This window comes from Streptomyces sp. BBFR2 (assembly GCF_044497305.1).
Lineage (GTDB): Bacteria > Actinomycetota > Actinomycetes > Streptomycetales > Streptomycetaceae > Streptomyces.
In genome coordinates, this window is sequence record NZ_CP172415.1 from 6,043,765 (window position 1) to 6,062,201 (window position 18,437).

Below are 18,437 nucleotides of genomic sequence, written 5' to 3' on the forward strand. Positions count from 1 at the left end.
GTCAGCTCGTCGGTGGTTCGAGGCGGTAGCCGTAGAGCCGCAGCGTCGTGATCCGGATCATGCCGCCCAGCTTGCGGCGGAGCGCGGCGACGTGGACGTCGAGCGTCTTGGTGGGGCCGAACCAGTTCTCGTCCCACACGTCGCTCATCAGCTCCTCCCGGCTCACCGCCTGCCCGCCGGCGAGCACGAGACGGACCAGCAGATCGAACTCCTTGGGCCGCAGCTCCGTCTCGCCCTCCGGGGTCAGACACCGCCGGGCCGCGCGGTCGATCTCCAGCTTCCCGTGCCGCAGCAGCCGGGCGGCCCCGGCGCCGTCGGGCGCGGCGCGCCGCAGATGCGCGGCGAGCCGTGCCTGCAGCTCGGCGAGGCGGAACGGTTTGGTGAGGTAGTCGTCGGCGCCCGACTCCAGCGCCTGGATGACGTCCATCTCGCCGGTACGGGCGCTCAGCACCACCAGGACCGCGCCGGGCAGCAGTTCGCGCAGCTCCCGGCAGAGTTCGAAGCCGTCGGCGTCCGGCAGCCCCAGGTCCAGCAGCACCAGATCGGCCGGTCCGAGGGCCGCGCGGGCCCGGGCGGAGGCGCCGTCAGGGCACCAGTCGCTGTCGTGCCCCAGGCCCCGCAGCGTCCTGGCGAGGCGGTCACCGATGGTCTCGTCGTCCTCGACAAGCACGATGCGTGCCACAGGTTCATGGTACTGACGCCCCCGGCCGCCGCATCCGCGAACGGCCCGGCACCGGGGTGACGCGGCAGGCCGTCAGGCGGCTCCGCCCGCCCGTCCGGGCCCGCCGGTCACTCGCCCTGCGACCACGCCGCGACCGGCAGCGAGAGATAGACACCGACCTCGCGCAGGCCCGTCGCGGCCGTCACCTCGTCGTACAGCAGGTCCGCCCGCTCCTGCCGGTTGGCGGCCCGGCTCCCGAACCACTTCGACCGCACCTCGATCACCACATCCAGCCCGCTGCGGTCGTACGGCCCGAGCGGCCGGAACCGCAGCTCCACATCGCCGGGCCGCAGATCCCCGTCGTAGGGCTCCTCGGGACACTCCACCGCCACCGACACCAGGTGCGGGAGGACGGAGCCGAGCTGACGCAGCGTCGCCCCGTCGACCCGGGGCGCGTAAGTGATCTCCACGAGCGGCATGCGTCCACCCTAGGGGGCGTCCCGCGAGCCCCGGCGTCCGGAGTCCGCTCACGGGCCCCTGCCCAGCCGCGACGACCGTGCGGAGCGCCTGCCGCAGCCACCTGATACTCCTCGGTAAGGGGTATATCTGGCCACCCCTGGGACTCCCCGGCCCGGGGCGGGAAAAGCGGTACGGCCATGGACCCCGCCTCGGCGCCGGGACGTGATGGGCGTTCTGTTCCCGCTGGTCAATAGGGAATTTGGCCACATAACACCCTCCGACTGCAGAAATGTGGAGTGCTGTCGGCCGAACCCCCCGAATGGCTGCCTACGGTGGTTTCTCGCCACTCCGTATGCAGTCAGGGAGTACCACTCATGAGCGTTGAAACCCTCCGGTCCGCCGACCCCGTGACGTACGGCCAACTGGTCCCGGTCACCGTCTTCTTCGACGACCTCGACCCCCTGGGCATGCTGCACAACTCCCACTACCCGGTCCTGGCCGAACGCGCCTGGGCCGAACTCGGGCGCCGCAACGGCTTCGTCCTCGACGGCAATTGGACCGCCCCGAGCGACACCTGCATCGTGGCCAAGGAGCTGAAGGTCTCCTACGAGCGCCCGATCATGCTCCCCGGTGACTACGCCGTCCACCTCTGGACAGAGAAGATCGGCCGCACCTTCCTGACCTACGGCTTCCGGATCTGCGCCGCCGACGGCACCGAGACCTACGCCCACGGCCACCGTGTGGTCGTCCGCATCGACCCGCAGGCCCAGCGCCCCGCCCCGTGGTCGGACCGGGCCCGTGCGATGGCCGTGGACCTGCTCCGCCCCTCGGAGGACGAGACGCCGGAGGCGGGCATCACGGTCTGACCGGGGGAACGCCGCCCGACCGGCCGGAGCGCGCCGCACCGGTCCGGCACCGTACGCGCCGCGCCCGGCGGCTCCGCCTACGGTGCCGGACCGACCCGCGCCCCCGGGCCGCACGTCACGGCCGAGGCGGCGCCGGGATCTCCGCGGTGGCCGACGGCGCGGAGGCCGCCCCGCGCTCCGGGACGCGCAGCACCCGGGCCCCCGCGATCAGGCCCACGGCCAGGGCCGTCACCACTGCGAACGACACCGTCAGGGAGGTCACCTGGGCGATGCCGCCGATGGAGGACGGTGCGATCAGGCTCGACGCGTAGGTGATCGTCGCGACCCCGGCGATGGCCTGCCCGGGGGCGGGCCCGCTGCGTGCCGCGGCCGCGAACGCCAGCGGCACCACCACCGCGATCCCCAGCCCGACCAGCGCGAACCCGGCCATCGCCACCACCGGGTGACGGGCGGCCACCACCAGCAGACCGCCGGCGGTCGCGAGGGCACCGCCGAGCCGTACGGTCCGCACCGGGCCGAAGCGGGCCACCACCCGGTCGCCCACCAGCCGGGCCACCGCCATCGTGCAGGCGAACGCCGTGGTGGAGGCGGCCGCCGGGCCCGCGTCCGCCCCCAGGACATCCCGCAGGTAGACCGCGGACCAGTCCAGCCCGGCGCCCTCGGCGAACACCGCGCAGAACCCGACGGCCCCGATGACCAGCGCCGACTTCGGCGGCAGCGTGAAGCGGGGCGGCGCGGGCCCGTCCGCCCCCGGCGGATCCAGCACCCCGCCGCAGACGAACGCGCCCACGGCGGTCAGGACGAGAGCGGCGGCGCCCAGGTGCAGGCGGGCGTCCGTACCGGCGTGCGCGGCGACCGTGCCCGCCGCCGAGCCGAGCAGCGCGCCGACGCTCCACATCCCGTGCAGCCCCGACATGACCGGCCGCCCCAACCGGTCCTCCGTCTCGACCCCCAGCGCGTTCATCGCCACATCCGACATGCCCGCGCTCGCGCCGTACAGCAGCAGCGCCGGGCAGAGCGCGTACAGCCCGGGGGACAGGGCCGGGAGGATCAGCGACAGGGTCCACAGGGCGAGCAGACCGCGCAGCGCCGTACGGGCGCCGAAGCGGTGGCTGATCCGCCCGGCGAGCGGCATCGCCAGCGAGGCGCCGATCGCGGGGAAGGCCAGCGCGACACCGAGTTCGCCCGTGCCGATACCGGTGTGCTCCTGGATCCAGGGCACCCGGGTGGCGAAGCTGCCGGTCACCGCGCCGTGGACGAGGAAGACCAGGGCGATGGCCCACCGGGCGCGCCGCAGCGCCGGGGCCGGGGGCGCGCCGCCGGGGCGCGGGGGAGAGGGGGAGGCGGGTGGGGGAGAGGCGTCTTCGCGGGCACCGTTGCCGACCATGGCGCGCAAACTATCAGGAACCCTGCCTATTAATAAGGGAGTTGCGCAGACGGTTCGGGAGCCGTCGCGAGCACGGTTCGCGGGGCGGGGCGGATGAGGCTGCGAAGGCGTCGCGAAGGCCGTTCGCGGAACGGGGCGGAAGCGGCTCGCGGGGGCGCCGCCGACGCGGCTCGCGGGGCGGCCCCGAGAGCGTCGGCGAAGCCGTCCACGGGCCGCTGTGAGGCCGCCCGCGAGGTGGGTGCGGGGCGGGACCGCGGGGCAACTCCGGGTTTTCCACAGGCCGTTCGCCGGGGCGGGCGCGGATGAAAGGATCCCGCCATGCACGCACCGCGCGCGGCGGCCGCCGGCCGTACCGCCTCACCGAGTACCGCACGGCGGATCAACGACCGCCTCGCCCTGCGGCTCCTCCAGGACGAGGGCCCGCTGACGGCGGGCCGGCTCAAGGAGCTGACCGGCCTGTCCCGGCCGACCGTCGCCGACCTCGTCGAACGGCTCCGGGCGGCCGGTCTGATCACCGTCGTCGGCGAGACCGGCGCCCGGCGGCGCGGCCCGAACGCCCGGCTGTACGGCATCGTCGCCGACCACGCCCACCTCCTCGCCCTCGACCTGCGCGGCCATGGCGCCACCGTCGCCGTGGCGGACCTCCTCGGCCACCTCCGCGCCGAACGCACCGTGCCCGTCGCCGACGGCACCCCGCCGCCGGACGCCGTCCGGGCCACCCTGCGCGCCGTCGACGCGACCCTGGCCGCCGCGGGCGCCGCCACACCGCACACCGTCGCCGTCGGCGCCCCCGGCCTGATCGATCCGGAGAGCGGCCGCATCGGCGGTACGGACTGGATCCCCGGCTGGCACCGCGCGGTGGTGACCGCGCTGCGCGCCCGCCCCGGGACCTCGGTGCTGCTGGAGAACGAGGTCAACCTCGCCGCGGTGGCGGAGGCCCGCGACGGCGCGGCCCGGGACCGGGACACCTTCGTCCTGCTGTGGCTCGGGCACGGCACCGGCGCCGCCGTGGTCCTCGACGGCCGCCTCCGCCGCGGCGCGTCCGGCGGCACCGGCGAGATCGGCTTCCTCCCCGTCCCCGGCACCGGCGGCCTCCCCTCGTCCCACGGCTGCGCCGGCGGCTTCCACTCCCTCGCCGGCTCAGCGGCGATCACCCACCTGGCGGCGGAACACGGGTTCGCCCTACGGGCCCCGGCCCCCGGGCCCGCCTCCGCCCCACGGAGCGCTGCCCCCGAGCCTGCCGACTCCGGGCCCGCCTCCGCCCCCGGCCCGGCCGACCCCGCCCCCGCCGCGGAAGCGCTGGTCCGGGCCGCGCTCGACCGGGCGGACGGAGCCGCCTTCCTCGATGAGCTGGCCGCCCGGGTCGCGCTGGGGGTGGCCTCGGTCAGCGCGGTCCTGGACCCGGGCTGCGTGGTGCTCGGCGGTGAGGTGGGACGGGCCGGAGGCCCGGAGTTCGCCGCGCGGGTCGCCGTGCAACTCGCCCGTATCTCCCCGCTCGCCACCGAGGTACGGGCCGGGACGGTCGGCGGCCGCGGCGTGCTGCGCGGCGCCGTCCTGACAGCGATGGACGCCGCCCAGGACGCCCTCTTCCCGGGCACCCCCGAACCACCCCGCTGACCACCCGCACCACGGGCCCCGGCCGCGGTGGAAACCGGCACCACGCCCACCGACGCCACCCCCGCAACCACCCCGCCCGGCCCCGACGCCCGCCCCGAGCCCCGACGCCCGGCCCTCCGCGACGAAACCGCTACCGGCCCCCGACACCAGCACCGCAAGCGCCCCCCGCCCCGGCCCCGAGGCCCCGCATCCGCCACTCCGCCCCGGCCCCAACGCCCGCACCGGCCGGCCCTGCATCAGCCCCCCGCACGGCCCTGGCCCCGACGGCGCCCCCGTACCGGCGGGAGGCCCGCCCCCGTACCGTCGCCCGCCCCGCTCCCGTCCGTCCCTTCAGACCCGCCACCCTGCCCGTTCCGCCAGGAACTGTTCGTAGGTCCGCTCGCCTACGGCGTGGCCGGGGGCCAGGTTCTCGCCGGCGCGGAAGCCCGCCATCGTGCGGCCGGGCAGCCACAGGGGGACCGGCAGGCGCCGGCGGCCCCCGTAGCGCAGGGTGAGGCGGACGGCTTCGCGGGCGGTCAGCACCTGCGGGCCGCCCATGTCGGGGACCCGCCCGGCGGGCTCGCCGAGCGCCAACTCGGCCATCCGCGCGGCCACTTCGCGCACCTCGATCGGCTGGACGCGTACCCCCGACGGGTACGGCAGCAGCGGCGAGTGGGCGCCCGCCTTCACCACCCGGAGCACCAGATCGTGGAACTGCGTCGTCCGCAGGATCGTCCAGCCGGTGCCGGACTGCTCGACGATCCGCTCCACCGACCGCTTGGCCTTGTAGTAGCCGAGCGGAATGCTGCCCACGCCGACGATCGAGATATGGACCAGATGCCGCACTCCGGCGGCCCGCGCCGCGGCCACCAGATGGCCCGCCGCCTCCTCGTCCCCGCCCGACGGCGTCGACGCGCAGTGCACCACCGTTTCCACGCCCGCTACCGCTTCCGCCAGCCCGGTGCCGTCACGCAGGTCCACCGCGTGGTGACGCGGCCCGGGGACGGGCGGAGCGGCCGGGAGCCGCCGGCTCAGCGAGCGGACGTCGTGGCCGCCGTCGAGCAGCCGGCCGACGACGGCGCGGCCGAGTGTGCCTGTACCGCCGGTCACCAGAAAAGTCGCCATCGCGGATCATTCCTTGAGGTCGGAAGGGTGAGGAGCGCCGTCGTGACGGGGGGTCCGCCGTAGGCGTGACATCCATTCCAGCCCGGATACGCCGGGGAAACCGGTGCTGGGCGAAGCTTGTGAGGCACCCCACAGGGTTCGCCCGCATGGCCGACGATCAGCCGTGGCACACTGGCCGTGTACTGAAACAAGCAGCAGCGCACTCCGGGGTCGGTGTAATTCCGAACCGGCGGTAACAGTCCGCGACCCGTCCGCAGCCAGCGGCCGGTTGAGCAGGTGAAATTCCTGCACCGACGGTGAAAGTCCGGATGGGAGGCAGTGCGCGGCGGGCGAGCTTCGGTGACCGCCGCAGGTGGCGAGTCCGGTGCTTTTCCGGACGGTCCTCCTTCTTCCGTGGCGTGTACGCCTTGGCTTGTTTCCGCTTCTGCCGTCCAGGCAGCCCCGGAGTCCGTGCCCGAAGAGGCAGGAGGACCCGGTGGCCACCCAAGCTCCCGTCGAGACCGCGGCGATGCGCCGCGCCGTCGCACTCGCCGCCCGCGGGCTCGGGCACACCAGCCCCAACCCCGTCGTCGGCTGCGTCATCCTCGACGCCGACGGCGCCACCGTCGGCGAAGGCTGGCACCGGCGCGCCGGCGGCCCGCACGCCGAGGTCCACGCCCTGGCCGAGGCCGGTGAGCGGGCCCGCGGCGGCACCGCGCTCGTCACCCTGGAGCCCTGCAACCACTCCGGCCGGACCGGGCCCTGTGCCCGCGCCCTCATCGACGCCGGTGTGGCCCGCGTCGTCTACGCCGTCCCCGACCCCAACCCCACCGCGACCGGCGGCGCCGCCACCCTCGCGGACGCCGGGGTCGACGTCGAGGGCGGACTCCTCGCCGACGAGGCGGCCGCCGTCAACGAAGCCTGGCTCACCTCCGTGCTGCGCCGCCGCCCCTTCGTCCTGTGGAAGTACGCCGCCACCCTCGACGGCCGGATCGCCGCCGCCGACGGCACCAGCCGCTGGATCTCCTCGGCCGCCTCCCGCGCCGACGTCCACCGGCTGCGCGCCCGGGCGGACGCCGTCGTCGTCGGCTCCGGCACCGCCCGCGCCGACGATCCGCAGCTCGGCGCCCGCGTCAGCGGACTCACCGACGACGAGGTCACCCAGCCGCTGCGGGTCGTCGTCGACTCCGGCGCCTCGGCCGTCAAGCCCGGCGCCCGCGTCCTCGACGGCACCGCGCCCACCCTGATCGCCGTCGCCGAGGACGCCGACGCCGCCCACCTCGAAGGGCTCGCCCCGCTGGTCCGGCTGCCTCGCGCCGCCGGGGGCCGCGGGCTGCGGATCACCGCCCTCCTCCACGAGCTGTACGCCCGCGACGTCCGCTCCGTCCTCCTGGAGGGCGGGCCGACGCTCGCCGGGGCGTTCCTCGCCGCCGGCACCGTCGACAAGGTCGTCGGCTACCTCGCGCCGGTCCTGCTCGGCGCCGGGCCCGCCGCCGTCGGCGACGCCGGAATCACCACCCTCGCCGACGCGTTGCGCCTCGATGTGACCGAGACCGCGCGCCTCGGCCCCGATCTGCGGATCACCGCCACCCCCGTCCGTCCCACCCCGCACGAGGAGATCTGACGTGTTCACCGGAATCGTCGAAGAACTGGGTGAGGTCACCGCCGTGGAGAACCTCGGTGACTCCTCCCGCTTCCGCCTGCGCGGCCCCGTCGTCACCGACGGTGCCCGGCACGGCGACTCGATCGCCGTCAACGGCGTCTGTCTGACGGTCGTGGACACCGCGGACGGCGAGTTCACCGCGGACGTGATGGCCGAGACCCTGCACCGCTCCAGCCTCGGCGCGCTGACCGTCGGCTCGCGGGTCAACCTGGAGCGCCCGATGGCGCTCGGCGGACGCCTCGGCGGCCACCTCGTCCAGGGCCACGTCGACGGCACCGGCACGATCACCGAGCGGACCCCCGGCGAACACTGGGAGATCGTCAAAATCGCGCTGGAGCCGCAGCTCGCCCGCTACGTCGTCGAGAAGGGCTCGATCACCGTCGACGGCGTCAGCCTGACCGTCGTCGACGCCGCCGACGGCCACTTCACCATCAGCCTGATCCCCACCACCCTCGCCCTGACCACCCTCGGCATCAAGCAGGCCGGCGACCCGGTCAACCTGGAGGTCGACGTCCTCGCCAAGTACGTCGAGCGGCTGCTCGGCGACCGTGCCACCACACCCGGGGGAGCACTCCGGTGACCGCGACCACCTGGCTCAACGGCGAGGCGTTCACCCTCTTCGGACAGCACGTCATCTGGTCCGACATGATCGGCAACACCATCGGCCTCGCCGCTCTCGCCCTCGGCTGGCGCCGCTCCATCTGGACCTGGCCCGCGCAGTTCCTCTCCGGTCTCATCCTCGTCGCCGCCTACGCCTCCGCCCATCTCAGCGGCGGCGTCGGCAAGCAACTGCTGGTCATCGTTGTCGCCCTGTGGGGCTGGCGGTCCTGGCGCCGCGGCCGCCGGCAGGCGCAGGACGGCTCCATCGCCGTCCGCTTCGCGAGCTGGCGCGAGCGCGGTCTGCTGCTCGCCGTGACGGCCGCCGGCACCGCCGCCGTCGGCGGGCTCTTCACCCTCGTCCCGCAGCTTTCCTGGAACCCCTGGCCGGACGCGTACATCTTCGTCGGCACGCTCGCCGCGATGGTCGCCCAGGCCCGCGGGCTCGTCGAGTTCTGGTTCGCCTGGCTCCTGGTCGACCTGGTGGGCGTCCCGCTCGCCTTCGGCAGCGGCCTCGCCTTCTCCGGCCTCGTCTACGTCGTCTACTTCGCGCTCGTCATGTGGGGCCTGCGCGACTGGTGGCTGCGCTCGCGCACCGGCGCCGCCACCGCCCTGGAAGGAGCCGCGGCATGACCGCACTGCAGAGCTGGTACGAGTCCGGGCCCGCCGGCGATGACGACGCGGACCTCTCCCTCGACCCCGTCGAGCGGGCCATCGCCGACATCGCCGCCGGCCGCCCCGTCGTGGTCGTCGACGACGAGGACCGCGAGAACGAGGGCGATCTCGTCCTCGCCGCGGAGAAGGCCACCCCCGAGATCGTCGCGTTCATGATGAGCGAGTGCCGCGGCCTGATCTGCGCGCCCATGGAGGGCCCGGAGCTGGACCGCCTCGCGCTGCCGCAGATGGTCGAGCACAACACCGAGTCGATGCGGACCGCCTTCACCGTCTCCGTCGACGCCACCGACGCGCACGGCGTGACCACCGGCATCTCCGCCGCCGACCGCGCCGCCACCCTGCGGCTGCTCGCCTCCGGGGATTCGCAGCCCGGCGACTTCGTCCGCCCCGGCCACATCTTCCCGCTGCGCGCCCGCCCCGGCGGCGTCCTCGTCCGGAGTGGTCACACCGAGGCCGGCGTCGATCTCGCCCGCCTCGCCGGACTCCGCCCGGCCGCGGCCATCGTGGAGATCGCCGGGGAGGACGGCACCATGCTGCGCCTGCCCGAGCTGGTGCCGTTCGCCCGCAAGCACGGCCTCGCGATCATCTCCATCGAGGACCTGATCGCCTACCGCCGCCGCTCGGTCCCCACCGTCCGCCGCGAGGCCACCACCCGGCTGCCCACCGCGCACGGCGACTTCACCGCGTACGGCTACCGCTCCACCGTCGACGGCGTCGAACACATCGCCCTGGTCGCCGGCGAGCTGGGTGACGGCGATGACGTTCTCGTCCGCGTCCACTCCGAGTGCCTGACCGGCGACGTCTTCCACTCGCTGCGCTGCGACTGCGGCCCGCAGCTCCAGGCGTCGCTGGAGCGGATCAGCGCCGCCGGCCGCGGCGTGGTCATCTACCTCCGCGGCCACGAGGGACGCGGCATCGGCCTGCTCTCCAAACTGCGCGCCTACGAACTCCAGGAGCGCGGCCGTGACACCCTCGACGCCAACCTGGAGCTGGGCCTGCCCGCCGACTCCCGCGACTACGCGGCCGGTGCCCAGATGCTGGCGGACCTCGGCGTCCGCTCGGTGCGCCTGCTGACCAACAACCCCGACAAGACCGCCGCCCTGGCGCGCCACGGCCTCACCGTCTCCGGACGCGAGCCGATGCCCGTCCAGGCCGGTGAGCACAACCTCCGCTACCTGCGCACCAAGCGCGACCGCATGGGCCACGACCTGCCCTGGCTCGACCACCGCGACCAGCGGTGACACCCCTCCCGACCGTCCCGACGACATCACCACCACCACGAGGAGAACCGTGAGCGGCAAGGGCGCACCCGAACTGACCGTGAAGAACTGCCGGGACCTGCGGGTCGCCGTGATCGCCGCGCAGTGGCACGCGCAGGTGATGGACGGTCTGGTGAGCGGCGCCCTGCGCGCCCTGACCGACCTCGGCATCGACGAGCCGACCCTGCTGCGGGTCCCCGGCACCTTCGAACTGCCCGTCGTCGCGAAGGTCCTCGCCGGCCGCGGCTACGACGCCGTCGTCGCGCTCGGCGTCGTCATCCGCGGCGGCACCCCGCACTTCGACTACGTCTGCCAGGGCGTCACCCAGGGCCTGACCCAGGTCGCCGTCGACACCGGCGTCCCCATCGGCTTCGGCGTGCTGACCTGCGACACCGAGCAGCAGGCCCTCGACCGCGCCGGCCTCGCCGGCTCCACCGAGGACAAGGGCCACGAGGCGGTCACCGCCGCCGTCGCCACCGCCGCCACCCTCCGGACGGTGTCGGAACCCTGGCGCTGACGGGAACGGGCGGGGCGGGCCGGGCGCGGCGGGCCGGGGCGCGGCGCGCCCACCGCGCCGAGCCACCGCCGCCCTTCACCGGAGGCGCTGCGCGCCCGCCCCGCCGGTGCGCCGCCCCTCACCCGAGGCGCTGCGCCCCCGCCCGTCGCCCGCCACCACCCTTCACCCGAGGCGCTGCGCGCCGCAGCCACATGGCCCGCTAGGGTATGGAGCACCATGTCCAAGAAGACGTTCGAGGAGCTCTTCGCCGAGCTCCAGCAGAAGGCCGCCACCGGCGACCCCGCCACCTCCCGTACCGCCGAGCTGGTCCAGTCCGGTGTCCATGCGATCGGCAAGAAGGTCGTCGAGGAGGCCGCCGAGGTCTGGATGGCCGCGGAGTACGAAACCGACGACGCCGCCGCCGAGGAGATCTCCCAGCTCCTCTACCACCTCCAGGTCATGATGATCGCCAAGGGCATCTCCCTCGACGACGTCTACGCCCACCTCTGAGCCTCCGCTCACCCCGCGACACCCCACCCACCGAAGGAAGAAGAGCACCTCATGCTGCGCATCGCTGTCCCCAACAAGGGTTCACTGTCCGAGCCTGCGTCGGCGATGCTCCATGAGGCCGGCTACCGCCAGCGCAAGGACCGCCGGGAGCTGGTCCTCGTCGACGCGCAGAACGAGGTCGAGTTCTTCTTCCTGCGCCCCCGCGACATCGCCGTCTACGTCGGCTCCGGCAAGCTCGACATCGGCATCACCGGCCGCGACCTGCTGCTGGACTCCGGCTCGCAGGCCGAGGAGATCCTCCAGCTCGGCTTCGCCGGCTCCACCTTCCGGTACGCGACCCGCCCGGGCACCGCCACCGACGTCAAGGAGTTCGGCGGCATGACCGTCGCCACCTCCTTCTCCGGCCTGGTCAAGAAGCACCTCGCGGACAACGGCGTCGACGCCGACGTCGTCCACCTCGACGGCGCCGTCGAGACCGCCATCCAGTTGGGCGTCGCCCAGATCATCGCGGACGTCGTCGAGACCGGCACCACGCTGCGCAACGCCGGACTGGAGATCATCGGCGAGCCGATCCTCACCTCCGAGGCGGTCGTCATCCGCCGCACCGGCGCCCCCGCCGACGACCCGAAGGTCCGTCAGTTCCTCCGCCGCATGCAGGGCGTCCTCGTCGCCCGGCGCTACGTGATGATGGACTACGACATCCGGGTGGAACACGTCGAGAAGGCCGTCTCCCTCACGCCGGGCCTGGAGTCGCCGACCGTCTCCCCGCTGCACCACGAGGGCTGGGTCGCGGTCCGCTCGATGGTCCCGTCCAAGGACGCCCAGCGCATCATGGACGAGCTGTACGACCTCGGCGCCCGCGCCATCCTCACCACCGGCATCCACGCCTGCCGCCTCTGACGGCCCGCCGCCCGCCCTCCCCACCCCGACGGAAGACCACGACGTGTCCGCGCCCCTGCCCAGCCTGCCGGTGACCTTCCGGCCGACCCGTACCCGGGTCGTCCTGTACCTCGTCGGACTCGTCCAGTTCGCGGCCCTCACCGCCATCGCGCTGGCGCTGCCCAAGCTGTCCGGCGGGGAGCGGATCAGCTTCGTCTTCGTCGGGCTGCTGGTGCTCGCCGTCCTCCTGCTGCTCGCCCGCCCCAAGGTGGTCGCGCGGCAGGAGGGCGTCACCGTCGTCAACCTCACCACCCGCCGCGAACTGGCCTGGGCCCAGGTGCTGCGGGTCAACCTCCGCCAGGGCGACGCCTGGGTCCACCTCGACCTCGCCGACGGCACCAGCCTGCCCGCGATGGGCATCCAGCCCGGTATCGCCCGCCAGCAGGCCGTCCGCGACGCCCGCGCCCTGCGCGACCTCGTCGAACTCCACGGCACCGGCGGCCCCGCCACCGCGTGACCCGCGGCCTCGCCACCGCGTGACCCGCCGTCCGGGCGACCACCCGGTGGCTCTGCCATGACACGCGCCCCGCTGTTTACCCTGTTCCCCAAGGCGCGCTCCGCGCCCCGCCCCGCCCCGGGGCCACTGCGACCTGAGGAGTGACTCCTTCCAGCAATGGACGGATCGTCCTGTAGTACCTGCGCCGCCCCCTGCGACCCCCCGGATACGACGGAGGCGGCGGCATGACCGGCCCCCTCCTGCTGCTCGCCGCAGCGCTCGTCCTCATCCTGGCCAACGGCTTCTTCGTGGCCGCCGAGTTCGGGCTGGTCACCGTCGAGAAGGCCGACGCCGAACGGGCCGCCGACGACGGTGACCGCCGCGCCGCCACCGTCGTCGCCGCCCTGCGGGAGCTGTCCTTCCAGCTCTCCGGCACCCAACTGGGCATCACCATCACCTCGCTGGTCGTCGGCATGCTCGCCGAACCGGCGCTCGCCGCCGTCCTCGACGGGCCGCTGACCGCGACCGGGCTGCCCCGCGGCGCCGTCTCCGGCATCTCGGTGGTCACCGGCATGCTCGTGGCCTCCGCCGTACAGATGGTCGTCGGCGAACTGGTCCCGAAGAACTGGGCGGTCTCCAAGCCGCTCCAGGTGGCCCGCTTCGTCGCCGGACCGCAGAACGCCTTCTCGCGCTTCTTCCGCCCGGTGATCACCCTGCTGAACACCGTCGCCAACCGCCTCGTCCGCGCCCTCGGCGTGGAGCCCACCGACGAACTGGCCTCCGCCCGCACCCCCGGCGAACTGGTCTCCCTCGCCCGCCACTCCGCACAGGCCGGCGCCATCGAACAGGACACCGCCGACCTCTTCGTCCGCACCCTCTCCCTCGGCGACCTGACGGCGGAGAACGTCATGACGCCCCGGGTCCGCGTCAGCGCCCTCCAGACGTCCGCGACCGCCGAGGACGTCGTCAACCTCACCCGCGCCACCGGCCTGTCCCGCTTCCCCGTCTACCGCGCCCGCCTCGACGAGATCGTCGGCATGGTGCACCTCAAGGACGCGCTGGCCGTCCCGGCACACGAGCGGCTGCGTACGCCCGCCGCGCGGATCGCGGTGCCGCCGCTCCAGGTGCCCGCGACGCTGCCGGTCGCCCCGCTGCTGGAGCGGCTGCGCAGCGAGGCGCCGATAGCCGTCGTCGTCGACGAGTACGGCGGCACCGCCGGCGTCGTCACCCTGGAGGACATCATCGAGGAACTGGTCGGCGAGGTCCGCGACGAGCACGACCGGGTGGACCTGCCCGAGCTGGGTCAGGCGCCCGCCGAGGACGGCCGCCCCGCCTGGGACGCCGACGGCGGCTGCCGCGTCGACACCCTGCGGCGGATCGGCCTGGAGGCCCCCGACGGCCCGTACGAGACCGTCGCCGGACTGGTCGCCCACATACTCGGCCGGATCCCGGCCCCCGGTGACACCGCCGAACTCGACGGCTGGCGGCTGCGGGTACGGCTGGTCGCGCACCACCGCGCCGAGCGGATAAGGCTGGTGCGGACGGCTCCCGCGGGCGCCGCCCGGGAGAGCGCCGGCGTCGGGGCGGAGGCCGCCCGGTGACCTTCGCCCAGCTCCTCCTCGCCGTCCTCCTCGTCCTCGCCAACGGCTTCTTCGTCGGCGCCGAGTTCGCCCTCGTCTCGGTCCGCCGCAGCCAGATCGAGCCGCTGGCCACCGAGGGCTCCAAGCGGGCCCGCCAGGTGCTGCACGGCCTGGAGAACCTGCCGCAGATGATGGCCGCCGCGCAGTTCGGCATCACCGTCTGCTCCCTGACCCTGGGCGCCGTCGCCGAACCGACCGTCGCCCGGCTGCTGGAACCGCTCTTCGCCGCGGTCCGTCTGCCCGCCCCGCTGATCCACCCGCTCGGCTACGCCATCGCGCTGGCCGTGGTGGTCTTCCTCCACCTCGTCATCGGCGAGATGGTGCCGAAGAACCTCGCGATGGCGGCGCCCGAGCGGACCGCGCTGTGGTTCAGCCCGGGTCTGGTCGCCTTCGCCCGGCTCTGCCGTCCGGTCACCGCACTGCTCGGTGCCTGCGCCAGGGGAGTGCTGCGGCTCTTCCGCGTCGAGCCCAAGGACGAGGTCGAGGCGGTCTTCACCAGCGAACAGCTCACCCACCTCGTCGAGGACGCCGGACAGGCCGGACTGCTCGCCCCGTCCGACCAGGAGCGGCTGGCCGACGCCCTGGAGCTGGGCAGCCGCCCGGTCACCGACGTCCTCATCGACCGGGCCCGGCTGGTCACCGTCGACGCGACGGTCACCCCGCGCCAGGTGGAGGAGCTGACCGTCGCCACCGGCTACTCCCGCTTCCCGGTCTGCGCGCCGGGCGGCGCCTACATGGGCTACCTCCACGTCAAGGACGTCCTCGACCTGGAGGAGCGGGACCGCGCGGTGCCGCAGCGGATCTGGCACCCGATGACGACGCTCCGCGCCGAACTCCCCCTGGACGACGCGCTGACCGCGATGCGCCGGGCCGCCTCCCACCTCGCCGCGGTCGCCGGCCCCACCGGCCGGGTGCTCGGCCTCGTCGCACTGGAGGACGTCCTGGAGATGCTGGTCGGGGAGGTACGCGACCCGGCGCACCGTACGGCGACTCCCTCGCACGGCGCCCGCGACGCGGCCGTGCCCGTCCCGGCTCCCGCCGCGGACGGCGCCGGAGCGGCCGGGAGCGCCGGGCGCCCCGACGGGGAGCGCGCGCTGACCGGCTGACCGGACACCGGCCGAAGGGGCCCGTCCCGCCGCCGCGCCACCCGCGCGGATCAGAGCGGGGCGGGCCCCGCCGCGTCCGGCCCGCGTCCGGAGCGCACCTCGCCGTACGCCTGGATCAGATCGGGCAGCCGCAGCGTGGCGAGGTCGTCGCGGCCCGGGGTGCCGCGCCAGGTGGCGAGCCGCAGATCGCGGTAGGCGCAGCTCTTCTCGTACAGGGTGCGCAGGAAGCGGCCGTTGCCCAACTCGTCGATCCAGCCCTGGTCGACGACGTGGCCGCTGATGCTGCGCAGCTCGTCGCGGGCCTCGTCGTCCCAGCGGTCGCCGTTCTCCTCGGCCAGCACCTCGCCGATCGCGGTCAGCTCGGCCGGGCGGTAGCTGGGGAAGTCGACCCGGCTGGTGAACCGCGACGACAGCCCCGGGTTGGCGGCCAGCAGCCGGTCCATGCCCTCCGGATAGCCGGCCAGGATGACGACGAGCCGGTCACGGTTGTCCTCGGCCCGCTTCAGCAGCACCTGCAGAGCCTCGTCGCCGTACGCGTCGCCCTTGCTGTAGCCGGTGTTGGCCAGGCTGTACGCCTCGTCGACGAAGAGGACACCGCCGAGCGCCGAGTCGATCAGATCGTTGGCCTTGACGGCGGTCTGGCCCAGGAACTCGCCCACCAGATCGGCGCGCTGGGCCTCCACCAGATGGTCGCCGCCGAGCAGTCCCAGCGCGTAGAAGACCCGGCCCAGGATGCGGGCGACGGTCGTCTTGCCGGTGCCGGACGGTCCGGAGAAGACGAAATGCCGCTTGGGCGGCTGCACCGGCAGGCCCTGCCCGGCCCGCAGCCCGGCCATCCGAAGCTGCGCGGAGAGCGCCCGCACCTGCCGTTTGACCGGCTCCATGCCGACCATCCGCTCCAGCTCCGCCAGCGCCTGCTCCAGCAGCACCGGATCGGCGGGCCCGGCCGCCCGCCCGGCGCCGCGCCGCCCGGGCACCGCCGCCTTGTACCGCGCCGCGGTCGCCGCGTCCGCCACCCCGCCCGCCGCCTCCGGGAAGCCCGCCTCACCGGCCGGTGCCTCCCAGCCGTCGGCGGTGTCGAGCGAGGCGAACGGATCGGGGTCGCGCCCGGCCCGCTGCCCGGCGGCGGGCACCGCGGCGAGATCGCCGCCCTCCTCCAGACCGTCGGCCTGGGTGATGGTGGCCAGCCGCGCCGCGGTGTCCATGAACGCCCGGTCGACGCGGTGCACCGCACGGTAGAGGGGGAGGGCGGCGGCGCTGCGGCCGGTGCCCTCGTGGGCGCGGGCGAGCCAGTACCGCAGCTCCTTACGCTGCGGCTGCTCGCTGCGGCACCGCATCAGCGCGGCCGCCAGCAGCGGCGCCGCCTGCCCGTACATCTCCAGCCGCACCCGCGCCATCCCGCCGAACAGCCCGGCCTCGATGCCCAGCGACGGATCGTCCAGCAGCGGTTCGGTGTGGCGTACGAGCTGGTCCCAGTCCTTGACGAGATAGGCGCGGCAGGCGTGCAGGAAGCGGACCTGCGGATCGGTGTCGACCGGCGGGCAGCCGGCCAGCGCCTGGTCCAGCTCCGCGATATGGCGGCCGTCGAGCCAGTGGGAGGCGTGCGCGAGCAGCAGATCGCGGCGGCTCTCCAGCACCGGCTGCACCCACCAGCCCAGCCAGTACCAGGAGTTGAGGGGGCGTCGGTGACGGCTGCGCTGCTCGCCGAAGCGGTCGCGGTGGCGGTACATGTGCAGCAGGGCGGTCGAGGTGTCGGCGCGCAGCGCGTGCAGCCCCAACCAGGCGTCGGCCATCGTCGGATCCGCCTCCACCGCGGCCCGGAACTCCTCCTCGGCCTGCGGATACGCGCCGACGGTGTAGGCGTCGACCGCGCGCAGCCAGGCGAGTTCGGCCGGGGCGGGCGGCGAGTCCGGTGTACCCAAGTCCATCGCATCCCCCACAGAACGTGCCCCGGTGTGCCCCCGACCTGCCACCACGCGCCGCCCGAAGTGCCGTACGCCGTACGGGTGTTGCCACCGTCCCGCAGTCGTCACCGGCCCCTCGCACGCCCCTGCCGTGGCACCGACTCGCATGGTACCCGGGGTGTCGCCGCAGGCCGTAGGGGGCGACAGGGGATGCGCGACAGGGGACAGAAGGGGGCGCACACGGCGCGAACGAGGCGGTGACCCAGGGTGAGGGGGAGTGGCTGCCGGAGGCGGCGGAAAGGGGCGCCAGGGCAGAACGAAGCCCCCGATCACGGGGGAACAACCGGGGGCTTCGCGTCTGCGGGCGGCTCGTGAGCCGCACAATGAGAACGTAAGTCCTGTACGCCCCCCAGGTCAAGCCGAGTTGGGCAGTCGGCGGGTCCTTGCCACCCCGGGGCCGTACTGCCCCCAAGTCCGGTGACGCACAGTAAAGGTGACGTTCCTTCAGGTTGCCGAATCGGGCCCCTCGGACACCTCGTACCCCACCCTCCCCTGACGCACCAACAGGTCGGCGTACGGGCGCGACGGATCCGCCGCGAAGTGGGTGCGCTCCGCCGGGATCCAGCCATCCCAGAACTCCGCGAGCCTCGGACCGTCCCGCCGCCGCCCCCGCTCCCAGGAGCGTTCGTCCGCCAGCTCCATCCACAGCAGACAGGCCAGCCGGGGCCGGAGCGCCCGCCGCCCGACGCCCACCCCCTCCACCAGCACCACCGGCTCCGGGTCCACCTCCCGCACCTCGGCGTACTCCCGGCGCACCCAGTCGTACACCTCGTACCGCGCCCGCTCGCCCCGGGACAGCGGCACCAGCACCTGCTCCCGGAACCGCTCGGCCCAGCCGAAGAGCCACGCGTGGCAGGCCAGGTCATCCGTGCGGATGACCGGCGCGCCGCCGAGCGCCGCCGCCAGCCGTCCGGCGAAGGTGCTCTTGCCCGACCCCGCGTGCCCGTCCACCCCGATCAGCCGCACCGGGCCGCAGGACGGCGGGAGCGCGGCGAGGCGGGCGGCGAGCGGGGCCAGGGTGTCGTTCACCGCGCCAGGGTACGTACGCCGTGACCGCCGCTCACACCGGCCCGGCGACG

Annotated in this window: 18 protein-coding genes and 1 riboswitch; of the genes, 12 read left to right on the forward strand and 6 right to left on the reverse strand. The window is 74.4% G+C overall.

Features of this window, described 5'->3' with window-relative positions:
- Position 1 precedes the first annotated feature (1 nt).
- The gene (locus ACGH2B_RS24705) at positions 2-682 is read right to left on the reverse strand and encodes a response regulator transcription factor (protein WP_399093959.1); all 681 of its coding nucleotides are present in this window, start codon (positions 680-682) and stop codon (positions 2-4) included.
- Between the two features lie 107 nt (positions 683-789).
- Positions 790-1,140, reverse strand: coding sequence for a hypothetical protein (locus tag ACGH2B_RS24710; RefSeq protein ID WP_399093962.1), 351 nt, complete (start codon positions 1,138-1,140; stop codon positions 790-792).
- Positions 1,141-1,494: 354 nt separating this feature from the next.
- Here ACGH2B_RS24710 and ACGH2B_RS24715 point away from each other — a divergent pair, with 354 nt between their 5' ends.
- Positions 1,495-1,986 carry an acyl-CoA thioesterase gene (locus ACGH2B_RS24715; RefSeq protein WP_399093965.1) on the forward strand — a complete coding sequence of 164 codons (492 nt, stop codon included), beginning with the start codon at positions 1,495-1,497 and terminating at the stop codon, positions 1,984-1,986.
- A 115-nt stretch (positions 1,987-2,101) separates the two neighbouring features.
- On the opposite strand, the gene ACGH2B_RS24720 is transcribed toward ACGH2B_RS24715, so the two are convergent.
- Positions 2,102-3,373 (reverse strand): MFS transporter, encoded by a 1,272-nt coding sequence (locus tag ACGH2B_RS24720; protein WP_399093968.1) that lies wholly within the window; start codon positions 3,371-3,373, stop codon positions 2,102-2,104.
- A gap of 318 nt (positions 3,374-3,691) precedes the next feature.
- On the opposite strand from ACGH2B_RS24720, the gene ACGH2B_RS24725 reads away from it, so the two are divergent.
- Positions 3,692-4,990, forward strand: coding sequence for an ROK family transcriptional regulator (locus ACGH2B_RS24725; RefSeq protein ID WP_399093971.1), 1,299 nt, complete (start codon positions 3,692-3,694; stop codon positions 4,988-4,990).
- A gap of 330 nt (positions 4,991-5,320) precedes the next feature.
- Here the strand turns inward: ACGH2B_RS24725 and ACGH2B_RS24730 are convergent, their stop codons facing one another.
- On the reverse strand, positions 5,321-6,094 hold the full coding sequence (locus tag ACGH2B_RS24730) for an SDR family oxidoreductase (protein WP_399093974.1): 774 nt from the start codon (positions 6,092-6,094) through the stop codon (positions 5,321-5,323).
- A 195-nt stretch (positions 6,095-6,289) separates the two neighbouring features.
- A riboswitch (FMN riboswitch) is annotated at positions 6,290-6,420 on the forward strand.
- A 182-nt stretch (positions 6,421-6,602) separates the two neighbouring features.
- On the opposite strand from ACGH2B_RS24730, the gene ribD reads away from it, so the two are divergent.
- From ribD to ACGH2B_RS24780, 10 genes are all read left to right on the forward strand, one after another.
- Positions 6,603-7,697 carry a bifunctional diaminohydroxyphosphoribosylaminopyrimidine deaminase/5-amino-6-(5-phosphoribosylamino)uracil reductase RibD gene (ribD, locus tag ACGH2B_RS24735; protein ID WP_399097292.1) on the forward strand — a complete coding sequence of 365 codons (1,095 nt, stop codon included), beginning with the start codon at positions 6,603-6,605 and terminating at the stop codon, positions 7,695-7,697.
- Position 7,698: 1 nt separating this feature from the next.
- Positions 7,699-8,316, forward strand: coding sequence for a riboflavin synthase (locus ACGH2B_RS24740; protein WP_399093977.1), 618 nt, complete (start codon positions 7,699-7,701; stop codon positions 8,314-8,316).
- Positions 8,313-8,966 (forward strand): nicotinamide riboside transporter PnuC, encoded by a 654-nt coding sequence (locus ACGH2B_RS24745; protein WP_399093980.1) that lies wholly within the window; start codon positions 8,313-8,315, stop codon positions 8,964-8,966. Before ACGH2B_RS24740 ends, ACGH2B_RS24745 begins: the two co-directional genes overlap by 4 nt.
- Positions 8,963-10,249, forward strand: coding sequence for a bifunctional 3,4-dihydroxy-2-butanone-4-phosphate synthase/GTP cyclohydrolase II (locus tag ACGH2B_RS24750; RefSeq protein WP_399093982.1), 1,287 nt, complete (start codon positions 8,963-8,965; stop codon positions 10,247-10,249). Before ACGH2B_RS24745 ends, ACGH2B_RS24750 begins: the two co-directional genes overlap by 4 nt.
- A gap of 49 nt (positions 10,250-10,298) precedes the next feature.
- Positions 10,299-10,784 (forward strand): 6,7-dimethyl-8-ribityllumazine synthase, encoded by a 486-nt coding sequence (gene ribH, locus ACGH2B_RS24755; RefSeq protein WP_345091650.1) that lies wholly within the window; start codon positions 10,299-10,301, stop codon positions 10,782-10,784.
- A 216-nt stretch (positions 10,785-11,000) separates the two neighbouring features.
- Positions 11,001-11,273 carry a phosphoribosyl-ATP diphosphatase gene (locus tag ACGH2B_RS24760; RefSeq protein ID WP_399093985.1) on the forward strand — a complete coding sequence of 91 codons (273 nt, stop codon included), beginning with the start codon at positions 11,001-11,003 and terminating at the stop codon, positions 11,271-11,273.
- A gap of 51 nt (positions 11,274-11,324) precedes the next feature.
- Entirely contained in the window at positions 11,325-12,173 is an 849-nt protein-coding gene (gene hisG / locus ACGH2B_RS24765) for an ATP phosphoribosyltransferase (protein ID WP_143943901.1), read from the forward strand.
- 43 nt (positions 12,174-12,216) lie between these two features.
- The gene (locus ACGH2B_RS24770; RefSeq protein WP_399093990.1) at positions 12,217-12,669 is read left to right on the forward strand and encodes a PH domain-containing protein; all 453 of its coding nucleotides are present in this window, start codon (positions 12,217-12,219) and stop codon (positions 12,667-12,669) included.
- A gap of 224 nt (positions 12,670-12,893) precedes the next feature.
- The gene (locus ACGH2B_RS24775) at positions 12,894-14,249 is read left to right on the forward strand and encodes a hemolysin family protein (protein WP_399093993.1); all 1,356 of its coding nucleotides are present in this window, start codon (positions 12,894-12,896) and stop codon (positions 14,247-14,249) included.
- Positions 14,246-15,394 carry a hemolysin family protein gene (locus ACGH2B_RS24780; protein WP_399093996.1) on the forward strand — a complete coding sequence of 383 codons (1,149 nt, stop codon included), beginning with the start codon at positions 14,246-14,248 and terminating at the stop codon, positions 15,392-15,394. The genes ACGH2B_RS24775 and ACGH2B_RS24780 overlap by 4 nt, the downstream gene beginning before the upstream one ends.
- 50 nt (positions 15,395-15,444) lie before the next feature.
- Here ACGH2B_RS24780 and ACGH2B_RS24785 read toward each other — a convergent pair whose 3' ends face one another.
- Positions 15,445-17,322 (reverse strand): AAA family ATPase, encoded by a 1,878-nt coding sequence (locus tag ACGH2B_RS24785; protein WP_399093999.1) that lies wholly within the window; start codon positions 17,320-17,322, stop codon positions 15,445-15,447.
- Positions 17,323-17,802: 480 nt separating this feature from the next.
- Complete coding sequence (locus ACGH2B_RS24790; protein WP_399094002.1) at positions 17,803-18,387, reverse strand: hypothetical protein; 585 nt, start codon at positions 18,385-18,387, stop codon at positions 17,803-17,805.
- Positions 18,388-18,437: the final 50 nt, after the last annotated feature.

Bases quoted from the DNA above. Each gene is read 5' to 3' on its own strand.
- ACGH2B_RS24710 (WP_399093962.1), bottom strand. From the start codon at position 1,140: ATGCCGCTCGTGGAGATCACTTACGCGCCCCGGGTCGACGGGGCGACG.
- ACGH2B_RS24715 (WP_399093965.1), top strand. From the start codon at position 1,495: ATGAGCGTTGAAACCCTCCGGTCCGCCGACCCCGTGACGTACGGCCAA.
- ACGH2B_RS24720 (WP_399093968.1), bottom strand. From the start codon at position 3,373: ATGGTCGGCAACGGTGCCCGCGAAGACGCCTCTCCCCCACCCGCCTCC.
- ACGH2B_RS24725 (WP_399093971.1), top strand. From the start codon at position 3,692: ATGCACGCACCGCGCGCGGCGGCCGCCGGCCGTACCGCCTCACCGAGT.
- ACGH2B_RS24730 (WP_399093974.1), bottom strand. From the start codon at position 6,094: ATGGCGACTTTTCTGGTGACCGGCGGTACAGGCACACTCGGCCGCGCC.
- ribD (WP_399097292.1), top strand. From the start codon at position 6,603: ATGCGCCGCGCCGTCGCACTCGCCGCCCGCGGGCTCGGGCACACCAGC.
- ACGH2B_RS24750 (WP_399093982.1), top strand. From the start codon at position 8,963: ATGACCGCACTGCAGAGCTGGTACGAGTCCGGGCCCGCCGGCGATGAC.
- ACGH2B_RS24760 (WP_399093985.1), top strand. From the start codon at position 11,001: ATGTCCAAGAAGACGTTCGAGGAGCTCTTCGCCGAGCTCCAGCAGAAG.
- hisG (WP_143943901.1), top strand. From the start codon at position 11,325: ATGCTGCGCATCGCTGTCCCCAACAAGGGTTCACTGTCCGAGCCTGCG.
- ACGH2B_RS24775 (WP_399093993.1), top strand. From the start codon at position 12,894: ATGACCGGCCCCCTCCTGCTGCTCGCCGCAGCGCTCGTCCTCATCCTG.
- ACGH2B_RS24785 (WP_399093999.1), bottom strand. From the start codon at position 17,322: ATGGACTTGGGTACACCGGACTCGCCGCCCGCCCCGGCCGAACTCGCC.